Below are 11,851 nucleotides of genomic sequence, written 5' to 3' on the forward strand. Positions count from 1 at the left end.
GGACGCACGTGGGCCCCGCCACCAACCCGGTGGCGGGGCCCACGTGACAAGAATCAGCCCGCGACGGCGACTGTCGGCTCCCCGGAAGGGATCCCGTCCTTCTCCATCTGCTCGGCGATCTTCAGCGCCTCTTCGATGAGGGTCTCCACGATCTTCGACTCGGGGACCGTCTTGATGACCTCGCCCTTGACGAAGATCTGCCCCTTGCCGTTGCCGGAGGCCACGCCGAGGTCGGCCTCGCGGGCCTCGCCGGGGCCGTTCACGACGCAGCCCATGACGGCGACGCGGAGGGGGACCTCCATGCCGTCGAGGCCCGCGGTGACCTCTTCGGCCAGCTTGTAGACGTCGACCTGGGCGCGGCCGCAGGACGGGCAGGAGACGATCTCCAGGCGGCGCTGCTTGAGGTTGAGGGACTCCAGGATCTGCATACCGACCTTGACCTCCTCGGCCGGAGGGGCCGAGAGGGAGACGCGGATCGTGTCGCCGATGCCCTCGGAGAGCAGCGCGCCGAAGGCGACCGCCGACTTGATCGTGCCCTGGAAGGCGGGACCCGCCTCCGTCACACCGAGGTGCAGGGGGTAGTCGCTGGCCGCGGCCAGCTGACGGTAGGCGTTGACCATGACGACCGGGTCGTTGTGCTTCACCGAGATCTTGATGTCCCTGAAGCCGTGCTCCTCGAAGAGGGACGCCTCCCACAGGGCGGACTCGACGAGCGCCTCCGGAGTGGCCTTGCCGTACTTCTTAAGAAGGCGTGCGTCCAGCGAGCCCGCGTTCACGCCGATCCGGATCGGCGTGCCCGAGTCCTTCGCGGCGCGCGCGATCTCCTTGACCTTGTCGTCGAACTGCTTGATGTTGCCCGGGTTCACCCGCACCGCGGCGCAACCGGCGTCGATCGCCGCGAACACGTACTTCGGCTGGAAGTGAATATCGGCGATCACCGGGATCTGCGACTTCCGCGCGATCGTGGCAAGCGCGTCCGCGTCGTCCTGCGTAGGACAGGCGACCCGCACGATCTGGCAGCCGGACGCGGTCAGCTCCGCGATCTGCTGAAGCGTCGCCCCGATGTCGGACGTACGCGTCGTCGTCATCGACTGCACCGACACCGGTGCGTCCCCGCCGACGGCGACCGTACCTACCTGGATCTTGCGGCTGACACGGCGGTCGGCGAGCTTGGTCGGTACGGACGGGATTCCGAGAGAAACGGCAGTCATCTGGCGAGCATCCCCAAGGTGTGGATCAAGGTCCCGAGATCGGCGGGCTCCAGGCTTCGAGATTACGGCACCACACCGGGCTCGGGCACATCCCGCCCACAAGTCCACCCAATGGTGATCGGCCGGACACAAAGAGTGCCCGGCCGCCGCAAACTTCGCGTTACTAGGAGATTCTCACCGGATTAACCACGTCCGCGATCAGGACCAGGATCGTGAAGCAGATGAAGATTCCGGCCACTACGTAGGCAACGGGCATCAGCTTCGCCACGTCGAAGGGGCCCGGGTCGGGCCGCTTGAGGAGCTTGGCCGCCCGGCGCCGGATCGACTCCCACAGGGCTCCCGCGATGTGCCCGCCGTCCAGCGGAAGCAGCGGCAGCATGTTGAAGAGGAACAGGGAGAGGTTGAAGCCCGCCACCAGGAACAGCATCATCGCGATCTGGTTCTCCGGCGGGATGTCGAGCGTGAAGACCTCGCCGCCCACGCGGGCCGCGCCCACGACGCCCATCGGGGAGTCCTGCTTGCGGTCGCCGTCTCCGAAGGCCGCGTCCCACAGGTCGGGGATCTTGGACGGCAGTGCGATGAGCGACTCGACGCCGTTCTCCATCATGTCGCCCATGCGGTTCACGGAGTCGCCGAAGCCCTGCTGGACGATGCCGGTGGCCGGGGTGAAGCCGAGGAAGCCCGCGTAGACGTACTTCCCTTCCACATAGCCGCCGTCGCCGTCCGTCTTGCTGACCTGGTTCTTGATCAGGTTGGCGTGCAGGTCGACCTTCTTGCCGTCGCGCTCGACCGTGAGGGTGGCCGGGCCGATGGTCTCCCGGATCTTCCCCTGGAGCGCGGACCAGTCGTCGACGGGCTTCCCCTGGAAGGCCACGATCTTGTCGCCGAGCTTCAGGCCCGCGGCCTTGGCGGGAGCGACCGTGTCGCCCTTCGCGCACTTCGTGCGGTTCTCGCTCTGCTGGATGACGCAGTCGGACACCTTGCCGACCGACGTCGTCTGCGTACTGATGCCGAACGTCATCATCACGCCGAGGAAGATCGCCACGGCGAGGATCAGGTTCATGAACGGGCCCGCGAACATCACGATCACGCGCTTCCACGGCTTGCGCGTGTAGAAGAGGCGGCTCTCGTCGCCGGGCTGGAGCTCCTCGAAGGCGGCCGACCGCGCGTCCTCGATCATGCCGCGCCACGGAGACGTCGAGCGTGCCTCGATACGGCCGTCGGGGCCCGGCGGGAACATGCCGATCATGCGGATGTAGCCGCCGAGAGGGATGGCCTTGACGCCGTACTCGGTGTCGCCCTTCTTGCGCGAGAAGATCGTCGGCCCGAAGCCGACCATGTACTGCGGCACGCGGATGCCGAACAGCTTGGCGGTCGACAGGTGGCCCAGCTCGTGCCAGGCGATCGAGATCAGCAGCCCGAGCGCGAAGACGACTATGCCGAGGATCATCATCAAGGTCGTCATGCGCGGGCCTCCGCGGTCGCCTTCGCCGTCAGTTCACGTGCCCGGGTTCGCGCCCAGGTCTCCGCTTCGAGGACGTCCGCGACGGTCAGGGAAGTTCCCACCGACGGCGTGCCGTGTTCGGCGACGACCTTCGTGACAGTCTCCATGATCCCGTTGAAGGGCAGGGCGCCGTTCAAGAACGCGTCCACGCACTCCTCGTTGGCGGCATTGAACACCGCCGGGGCCGTGCCCGCGAGCTTCCCCACGTGCCGGGCGAGCCCGACCGACGGAAAAGCGTCGTTGTCGAGGGGGAAGAACTCCCAGCTCGACGCCTTCGTCCAGTCGAAGGCGGGCGCCGCGTCCGGCACGCGCTCGGGCCAGCCGATGCCGATGGCGATCGGGCCGCTCATGTCGGGCGGGGTGGCCTGGGCGAGGGTCGAGCCGTCCGTGAACTCGACCATGGAGTGGACGTAGGACTGGGGGTGGACCACGACCTCGATGCGCTCGAAGGGGATGTCGTAGAGGAGGTGCGCCTCGATGACTTCCAGGCCCTTGTTGACCAGGGTCGCGGAGTTGACCGTGATGACCGGGCCCATCGCCCACGTCGGGTGCGCGAGCGCGTCGTCCGGCGTGACGTCGGCCAGGTCGGCCTTCGTACGTCCGCGGAACGGGCCCCCGGAGGCCGTGACGACCAGCTTGCGCACATCGGCCCTGGTGCCCGCGGCGAGCGCCTGGAAGAGGGCCGCGTGCTCGGAGTCGACGGGGATGATCTGCCCAGGCTTGGCGAGCGCCTTCACGAGGGGGCCGCCGACGATCAGCGACTCCTTGTTGGCGAGCGCGAGCGTGCGGCCCGCTTCGAGCGCGGCGAGCGTGGGTGCGAGCCCGATGGACCCGGTGATGCCGTTCAGGACGGTGTGGCACGCGGATGCGGCGAGCTGCGTGGCCGCGTCGGGCCCGGCGAGGATCTCGGGCAGCGGCTCACTGCCGTACTGCCCCTTCAGCGCCTCGCGCAGCGCAGGTACGACGTCCTCGCGGGCCACCGCGACGGTCCGCACCCGCAGCTGCCTGGCCTGCTCGGCGAGCAGCCCGACACGGCCTCCCGCGGCGGAGAGCGCGGTGACGCGGAAGCGGTCGGGGTTGCGCCGCACGAGGTCGATGGCCTGGGTGCCGATCGACCCCGTGGAGCCGAGGACGACGATGTCCCGCGGACTGTCCGTGACGACGGGGTCGAAGACGAGATGCGGGTCGGCGAGGGGGGCTGGACTTTCGCTCATCCCCCCATTCTTGCCTGGGCGGCTGTGTGTGGGTGCACTGCGCCCCGATCTGGTCGGTAAGAGTTGGCAGGAATCGTGTTCCGGGGCTGCTCCGGGACTGCTCCAGGGCGTTCCTGTGGGGGAACGCCCCGGAGCGGCGCGTCAGCGGATCGGGCGGTGGACGTTCTCCCGCTTGGAAGGACCTGGTGTCGCGTCCGCGATCCACGGCCCCTCGCCGCTGGGGTCGACGACGCCCTCTTCCAGCCAGGTGTACGTACCGGACAGGACGCCCTTGACCACCTGCCGGTCGACGCCGTCCGTGTTGGTCCACAGGCGCTCGAAGAGCTCGTCGACGCGGATACGGGACTGACGGCAGAAGGTGTCGGCCAGCTGATAGGCCTCGCGGCCGTGCTCCTCCGTCGTGCGCAGGAGTTCGGCGCGTACGCACGCCGCGCTCATCGCGAAGAGTTCCGCGCCGATGTCGACGATGCGGCCGAGGAAGCCCTGCTTGGTCTCCATCTTTCCCTGCCAGCGCGACATCGCGTAGAACGTCGAGCGGGCCAGCTTGCGGGCGCTCCGCTCCACGTAGCGCAAGTGCGGGGAGAGGTCGGCGTGGCCGCCGGGGTGGAACTCGGCGTACGAGCGAGGGAGTTGACCCGGCCCTGTGACCAGTTTCGGCAGCCAGCGGGCGTAGAAGCCGCCTGCCTTCGCGCCTGCCTTCGCCTTGTCCGAGAGGGACTTGTCCGGGTCGATCAGGTCGCCTGCCACCTTCAGGTGCGCGTCCACCGCCTCGCGCGCGATCAGCAGGTGCATGATCTCCGTCGAGCCCTCGAAGATGCGGTTGATGCGCAGATCGCGCAGGACCTGCTCCGCCGGGACCGCGCGCTCGCCGCGGGCCGCGAGGGACTCCGCCGTCTCGAAGCCGCGGCCGCCGCGGATCTGCACCAGCTCGTCCGCCATCAGACAGCCCATCTCGGAGCCGTACAGCTTGGCGAGCGCCGCTTCGATGCGGATGTCGTTGCGGTCCTCGTCGGCCATCTGGGACGACAGGTCGAGTACGGCTTCCAGGGCGAAGGTGGTCGCCGCAATGAAGGAGATCTTCGCGCCGACCGCCTCGTGGAACGCGACCGGCTTGCCCCACTGCTCCCGCTCGCCCGACCACTCGCGGGCGATCTTCAGGCACCACTTGCCCGCGCCGACACACATCGCGGGCAGCGAGAGGCGGCCGGTGTTGAGGGTCGTCAGGGCGATTTTCAGGCCCGCGCCCTCCGGGCCGATGCGGTGGGCGGCCGGGACGCGGACCTGGTGGAAGCGGGTCACGCCGTTCTCCAGGCCACGCAGGCCCATGAAGGCGTTGCGGTTCTCGACCGTGATGCCGTCCGCCGCGGCCTCCACCACGAAGGCCGTGATGCCGCCCTTGTGTCCTTCGGACTTGGGGACGCGCGCCATGACGACCAGGAGGTCGGCGACGACGCCGTTCGTGGTCCAGAGCTTCACGCCGTCCAGGACGTACGCGTCGTCGCCGTCCGGGACGGCCGCCATCGCCATGCGCGCGGGGTCCGAGCCGACGTCCGGCTCGGTCAGGAGGAACGCGCTGATGTCGGTGCGGGCGCAGCGCGGCAGGAACTCGTCCTTCTGCTCCTGGGTGCCGAACTGCTTGAGCGGCTGCGGTACGCCGATCGACTGGTGGGCGGAGAGCAGCGCGCCGATGGAGGGGCTCGCGGAGCCGACCAGGGCCAGGGCCTTGTTGTAGTACACCTGCGTGAGGCCGAGCCCGCCGTACTTCGTGTCGATCTTCATGCCGAGCGCGCCGAGCTCCTTGAGCCCGTTGATCACTTCGTCGGGGATCTGCGCCTCGCGCTCGATGCGGGCCGAGTCGATCTTCGTCTCGCAGAAGTCGCGAAGCTTGGCGAGGAACTCCTCGCCGCGCTGGGCGTCCTCGTCGGCGGGCATCGGATGCGGGTGGATCAGGTCGAGCCGGAAGCGGCCGAGGAAGAGTTCCTTGGCGAAGCTGGGCTTGCGCCAGTCCTGCTCACGGGCGGCCTCGGCAACCTGCCGGGCCTCGCGTTCGGTGACGGAAGGCTTAGGGGTTGGTGCGGGCATTGAGGAGCTCACCTCGCCGCGGAGTGGGGCCGATCGGCTCCGATTGACCCGATCTTGACCCGGTCGGTTACTGACTGGTGCTACTCGATCGTATGGATCGTATGTACCCGATTCGCCCGGAGCTCACCAGTCCTCGCGCAGCGTTTGGCCGCCGCGCACCACCCTTGCGCACGAGAACGGCCGGAGCCCCCGCACAGTGGGCTCCGGCCGTCCGGTTCGTGAACTGACGTAAAAGGGCTGCCTACAGAGCGAGGCCCGTCATGACCATGACCCGCTCGTACGTGTAGTCGTCCATCGCGAAGCGGACGCCCTCGCGGCCCACGCCGGACTGCTTGACGCCGCCGTACGGCATCTGGTCGGCCCGGTAGGAAGGGGCGTCGCCGATGACCACGCCGCCGACCTCCAGGGCGCGGTGCGCGCGGAAGGCGGTCTGCAGGTCGTGCGTGAAGACGCCCGCCTGGAGGCCGTACTTGGAGTCGTTGACGGCGGCGAACGCCTCCGCCTCGCCGTCCACCTTCTTGATCGTGAGGACGGGTCCGAAGACCTCCTCGACGGCGATGGTGGCATCGGCCGGTACGTCGGTGAGCACGGTCGGGGCGTACGAGGCGCCGTCCCGCTTGCCGCCGGCAAGGAGCTGCGCGCCCGCCTGGACAGCCTCGTCGACCCAGGACTCGACGCGCTTGGCGGCGTCCTCGTTGACGAGCGGACCGACGTCGGTCTTCGGGTCGGACGGGTCACCGGTGGCCTGGCCCTCGATGGCCGCGAGGACGCGCGGCACGAGCCGGTCGTACACGGAGGCGTCGGCGATGACGCGCTGCACCGAGATGCAGGACTGGCCGCCCTGGTAGTTCGAGAAGGTCGCGATGCGCGATGCCGCCCAGTCGAGGTCCTCGTCGGAGGAGAAGTCGGACAGGACCACGGCGGCGCCGTTTCCGCCGAGCTCCAGGGTGCAGTGCTTGCGCGGCACCGAGTCCAGGATCGCGTAGCCGACCTTCTCGGAGCCCGTGAAGGAGATGACGGGAAGGCGCTCGTCCTGCACGAGGGCGGGCATCTTGTCGTTCGCGACCGGAAGGACCGACCAGGACCCGGCGGGCAGCTCGGTCTCGGCGAGCAGCTCGCCGATGATCAGGCCGGAGAGCGGGGTCGCGGGCGCCGGCTTGAGGATGATCGGCGTGCCGGACGCGATGGCCGGGGCGATCTTGTGGGCGCAGAGGTTCAGCGGGAAGTTGAACGGTGCGATGCCGAGGACGACGCCCTTGGAGAAGCGGCGGGTGAAGGCGAGTCGCCCCTGGCCACCGGCGTCGGTGTCGAGGCGCTGGGCCTCGCCGCCGTTGAACCGGCGGGCTTCCTCGGAGGCGAACCGGAAGACGGAGACGGCACGGCCGACCTCGCCACGGGCCCACTTGATCGGCTTGCCGTTCTCGGCGGAGATGAGCTGGGCGATCTCTTCCGTCCGCTCGACGAGCCTGCGGCTCACGTGGTCGAGGGCGGCGGCCCGCACGTGCGCCGGGGTCGCGGCGAACTCGTCGCGCACGGCGTACGCGGCGGCGACGGCCTCCTCGACCTGGGCGTCGGTCGGGACGGCCGCCTTGCCGACGATCCGCCCGTCCCAGGGCGATGTGACGTCGAGAGTGGTCTCACCGGTGGTCTGGCGACCGGCGAGCCAGAAGGCGTGGATGGAAGTCATGTCGATTCCCGGCCCTTCCGCGAAGGTGTGTCTTGGGGGGTACGTTCCCCACCGTAGGGGCGGTAAGGGTGCGGGACGTTTGTCCGACTCGGAGTACTGACCGGGGAACCCGTGCCGGATTGGCAGGGGCGTAATTCCCCCGCAGCTACTCCGTACCGCTCGAAGTCGCCTTCAGGGAGAGCCACAGCTCCATCCGGACGTCCGGGTCGTCCAGGGAGCGGCCCAGGATTTCCTCGACCCTGCGCATCCGGTAGCGCAGCGTATGGCGGTGGACTCCCAGGTCCGCCGCTGCCGCGTCCCACTGGCCGTGGCGCGAGAGCCAGGCGCGCAGGGAGGCGATGAGGTCGCCGCGGCCTGTGGCGTCGTGTTCGTACAGGGGGCGCAGCAGTCCGTCGGCGAACGCGCGCACCGCGTCGTCGGCGAGCAGCGGCAGGACCGAGCCCGCGGCGAGATCCTCGTGCTCGACCATCGCGCGGCCCCGGCGCCGGGCGACGGACAGCGCCTGGTCGGCCTGCTTGTACGCGGTGGCGGCCGCGATCGGTCCCGCGGGTGCGGAGAGGCCGAGGAGAAGAGCCGACTCGTCGCCCGTGCCCTGCTCCGGCGCATCGGAACGCGCGGCCTCCAGCGTCTGCGCGTACGAGACACACGCCGCCGCGCCCGCGCCTCCGTCCACGACGAGCAGCACGAGCCGCTCGCCGTACGGGACGACGAGGAGTGCCTCGCCTGCGCGCGCGGCGGCCGACTCGACGGCCTCGGTCAGCGCGGCGAACGGGTCGCCGCCTTCCGGGGCCGAGGCCGGTACTTCCGCCACCACGAGGCGGAACGGGGCATCGAGCAGGCCCCCGTACAGATCCCCTGCCACCGTCCGCGCGTGATCGGGCTCCCCGGCGAGCAGCATCCGCAGGACCGCGGAGCCGATCCGCGCCTCGGCGGCCTGGAGCGAGCGGTTCCGCTCCGTGGTGAGCGTGAGGAGCGCTATGGCCGAGTGCAGTGCGTAGCGCTCGGCGGTGCCGAGGGTGGACGCCGTGCCGACGGCGAGCGCGGCGCGTGGCCGCCGTCCCGTGCCGATCGAGTGCAGCTCCACCCGGTCCTCGGCGCCGGCGACGACCGCGCTCGCGGGCGCGGCCCTGTCCCGCAGCCGCTCGACGTCGGTGGTGAGCCGGGCGGCCCTGCGCGAGGCCCACTCGGGCGCGGTGGCGACGAGGGCGCCGGACGCGTCGTACAGCGCGGCCCAGCCGTCCACCTGTCCGGCGAGCGCGCCGAGCAGTCCCTCGGGTCCGTCGCTCAGCGCCTGCTTGGTCAGCTCGCGCTGGGCCGCGAAGCCCGCCGTCACCGCGCGGTACTGGTCGGCGGCGATGGCCGCGGAGACGGCCTTGCTGATGGCGAGGAACGGGGTGCGGCGCGGCACTTCGAGCAGCGGAAGCCCTTCGTCCGCCGCAGCCTGGACCAGCGCCTCCGGGATGTCCTTGTAATGCACCCCGACCGCGAACCCGAGCCCGACGACCCCTGCCGCGGCGAGCCGCTTCACGTAGCGGCGCATCGCCTCCGGATCCTCCGCGTCCAGCTTGAGCGCGGTGATCATGAGGAGCTCACCGCCCTCCATGTAGGGCACGGGGTCGGTGAGCTCACTGGCGTGCGCCCAGCGCACGGGCGCGTCCAGGTGTTCCTCACCGGCGCGCACGGTGAGCTTCAGCGCGGAGTGATGGACGAGGGAGGCGAGCGTCGGCGGCATGGGACCTTCAGGTCGGATCAGCAGGTCTGGGCGGCGGGGCAGGCCGGGCGGCGGCGGGTGAGGCACGCGTTCCGGTCGGCCATTGAATCCCGGTGAATCCCGGACGAGATGTGGATCTTTTGGCCGGTACGTATGAACGACCTGTGTCGATTCTGCCTCACCGTACGGTACGTACGGGACCGATTACCTCGTACGTGCGTCCCTGCCTGCCCACCTGCTTACGCACCGGCGGCTAACCCCGAAGATCCACGAGCAGCGGCGGCGCGTGCTCTCCCCGGACGTCCGTCAGCGAGAGCACGGCGTGGCCCGGCGGTACCCCGTGCGCCAGCTCGGAGGCGGACCACCGCTCGCGCTCGACCTGGCGGACGGTCACGGCGCGCGCGGTCGGAGCGTTGCCGGTGATCACCCGGCGCAGCATGTGCACCGTCTTGCCGAGCGGGGTCTCGGCGATGATCTGCCGGTCGGTGACGTCCCGCGCCTCGATCCACTCCTTGCCCCAGACCTCCGCGAAGTCCTGCCCGTCCCACGGGGTGAGACCGGACAGCGCCATACGGCAGCCGACCGAGCCAAGGAGCGGGGTGCGCAGTTGGCGGGGTGCGTCGTCGAGCGTACGCAGGGTCAGCACGACCCCGGCGTTCGAGGAGCGCAGCCGCTGCAGCCGGCGTACGGACTCAGGAGTGACCGTCCCCGTCGCGTCGTCAAGGACGAGACAGGCGAAGAGCGAGCGGTCCTCGCGGGCGATGGAGCTCGCCATGAACTGGGCGAGGATCAGCCGGGCGAGGATCCGCGACGCGTCGGCGTGACCGCGCTCGGGCAGGTCGATGCGGACGCGTACGGGATGGTCGAGGGCCCGCAGCGAGAAGGGCGTGCTCTGGCCCGACGTGTCGAAGAATGCGGCGAAGGCCGGGCGGTCGAGCAGCGCGATGCGGTCGGCGATGACGGATCCCGGGTCACCGGGGTGGGCCAACTGCCGCTCGCGGGCGTCGAGTTCCCGCAGCATCGCCTCCTGCCCCGCGTCCTGGAGCGCCTTGCGCAGCGCGCCGAGGGGTCCGGGGGCGCCGTCGAGCAGGGCGCGCAGCTCGGGCACGGAGGGGAAACGCCGGTGCACGGCGTAGTAGGGGCCGAGCAGTTGGGCCAGCACGGTCGTCGAGCGGCGGCTGTCTCCTCCGGGGTGCGGGTCGACGAGGTCGCCGACGAGCGCTTCGGCGAGCACGGCGGCCGCCTCGTCCGGGTCGTTCGTGCCGCCGTAGAGATCGAGGTCGTACACGGAGTCGGGGTGCCCGACCCGCACCACCACGTCATAGTCATCGGCGGGCCCGAGCCCGGCCCCCGCAGCCCCGACCACGACCACGGCGGCTCGCCCGGCGAGCGCCCCCAGGCACAACGACTCGGCGACCGGCCACACCACACCGCTCGTCTTGCCCGACCCGGCAGGCCCCACGGCGAGCAGCGAGGTCCCGAGCAGCTCGGGCCCGAGCCCGAGCCCGGCCCCCCGGTAGGCGTACGGGTTGCGCGGATCATCGGCGGTCGTCCCGAGCCGCACCTGCGCCGTGGCGAGGTCATGGCGGGCGGCGCGGGCGGGCAGATCCCGGTCCCCGGAGGGATGAGCGCAGGCGGCGGCCCCGTCCCGCACGACGGAGTCACTGAACGCGGAGAGGGAGTTGCGCCCGGCCCGCACCGACCGCCAGGCCCGGTTGATCCGGGCGTGGTCGACATCCCGCATGAGCCCGGCCCGCGCATCGGCGGCGAGCCGCTCGGCGGCGGCATCCGCCCCGGCTTCTCGCAGCTGGGGCCACTGGGCGGGGTCCTCGCCGGGGGCGGGCGGCGCCTGCGCCGGGGCGGGGCGGCGGAAGCGGGGGGCTACGTAGCGGCGCCAGATCTCGTCCCAGCGGCCGACACGTCCGAGGCCGATCATGATGACGAGCACGATGAGGGTGTAGTAGCCGTACCAGACGACCGCGTTGCCGATCTTGTTGCCGCTGTAGAGCCAGGCGTCCGGCAGGAAGAGCTCCAGCGGTACGACCCACCAGCCGCCGAGATAGCCGTTCCAGAGCAGCGACCAGACCAGCCACCCCACCAGGAATGCGATCAACGCCCCGCTGAACAGCTGTCGCGCCGGGGTCACCTCCGGCTCCTGCTCGGGCCGCGGCATGTGCCCGAACCGCCACACCCCCGGCTGCACCCCCGGCCGCGGCGTACGCAGCCAGGTCAGAAAGGCGGAGCCGTCGGGCTGCGGCGGCACCCCCGCGGCAGCCGGTCCCGGCGCCCGCACGGGGCGCGGCGGAGTGATGTGCGTCCCCTGCCGGTCACGCGGCCCGGCGGAACCAGGAGGCGCCGCCGGACGCGGCACCGGTGTGGCGTGCGTGCCGCGAGCGTCGTGCGTGCCTTCGGAGTCCATGGCCCCTGCCCCCTGACCTGCCG

General features: G+C 70.7%; 7 protein-coding genes. All 7 read right to left on the minus strand.

Annotated elements, in window-relative coordinates; all coding sequences use genetic code 11:
• Positions 1–53: 53 nt before the first annotated feature.
• The 7 genes from ispG to ACGFSB_RS30855 all read right to left on the minus strand — a co-directional run bounded on the left by ispG (position 54) and on the right by ACGFSB_RS30855 (position 11,828).
• On the minus strand, positions 54–1,211 hold the full coding sequence (gene ispG, locus ACGFSB_RS30825; RefSeq protein ID WP_393406025.1) for a flavodoxin-dependent (E)-4-hydroxy-3-methylbut-2-enyl-diphosphate synthase: 1,158 nt from the start codon (positions 1,209–1,211) through the stop codon (positions 54–56).
• A 163-nt stretch (positions 1,212–1,374) separates the two neighbouring features.
• Positions 1,375–2,676, minus strand: a complete 1,302-nt coding sequence (locus tag ACGFSB_RS30830) for a M50 family metallopeptidase (RefSeq protein ID WP_393406028.1) — start codon at positions 2,674–2,676, stop codon at positions 1,375–1,377.
• On the minus strand, positions 2,673–3,929 hold the full coding sequence (dxr, locus tag ACGFSB_RS30835) for a 1-deoxy-D-xylulose-5-phosphate reductoisomerase (protein WP_393406030.1): 1,257 nt from the start codon (positions 3,927–3,929) through the stop codon (positions 2,673–2,675). The genes ACGFSB_RS30830 and dxr overlap by 4 nt, the downstream gene beginning before the upstream one ends.
• Before the next feature lie 141 nt (positions 3,930–4,070).
• On the minus strand, positions 4,071–6,011 hold the full coding sequence (locus ACGFSB_RS30840; RefSeq protein WP_393406032.1) for an acyl-CoA dehydrogenase family protein: 1,941 nt from the start codon (positions 6,009–6,011) through the stop codon (positions 4,071–4,073).
• Positions 6,012–6,252: 241 nt separating this feature from the next.
• Positions 6,253–7,698 (minus strand): aldehyde dehydrogenase family protein, encoded by a 1,446-nt coding sequence (locus ACGFSB_RS30845; protein WP_393406034.1) that lies wholly within the window; start codon positions 7,696–7,698, stop codon positions 6,253–6,255.
• Between the two features lie 145 nt (positions 7,699–7,843).
• Positions 7,844–9,430: a PucR family transcriptional regulator gene (locus ACGFSB_RS30850; protein WP_393406036.1), complete on the minus strand. Its 1,587-nt coding sequence runs from the start codon at positions 9,428–9,430 to the stop codon at positions 7,844–7,846.
• Between the two features lie 232 nt (positions 9,431–9,662).
• Positions 9,663–11,828: an ATP-binding protein gene (locus ACGFSB_RS30855; protein ID WP_393406038.1), complete on the minus strand. Its 2,166-nt coding sequence runs from the start codon at positions 11,826–11,828 to the stop codon at positions 9,663–9,665.
• Between the last annotated feature and the right edge of the window lie 23 nt (positions 11,829–11,851).

The organism is Streptomyces sp. NPDC048441, from assembly GCF_043200235.1.
In the GTDB taxonomy this organism is placed as follows: domain Bacteria; phylum Actinomycetota; class Actinomycetes; order Streptomycetales; family Streptomycetaceae; genus Streptomyces.

Coding starts and splice junctions, on each gene's coding strand:
- ACGFSB_RS30845 (WP_393406034.1), bottom strand. CDS start 7,698: ATGACTTCCATCCACGCCTTCTGGCTCGCCGGTCGCCAGACCACCGGT.
- dxr (WP_393406030.1), bottom strand. CDS start 3,929: ATGAGCGAAAGTCCAGCCCCCCTCGCCGACCCGCATCTCGTCTTCGAC.
- ispG (WP_393406025.1), bottom strand. CDS start 1,211: ATGACTGCCGTTTCTCTCGGAATCCCGTCCGTACCGACCAAGCTCGCC.
- ACGFSB_RS30850 (WP_393406036.1), bottom strand. CDS start 9,430: ATGCCGCCGACGCTCGCCTCCCTCGTCCATCACTCCGCGCTGAAGCTC.
- ACGFSB_RS30840 (WP_393406032.1), bottom strand. CDS start 6,011: ATGCCCGCACCAACCCCTAAGCCTTCCGTCACCGAACGCGAGGCCCGG.
- ACGFSB_RS30855 (WP_393406038.1), bottom strand. CDS start 11,828: ATGGACTCCGAAGGCACGCACGACGCTCGCGGCACGCACGCCACACCG.
- ACGFSB_RS30830 (WP_393406028.1), bottom strand. CDS start 2,676: ATGACGACCTTGATGATGATCCTCGGCATAGTCGTCTTCGCGCTCGGG.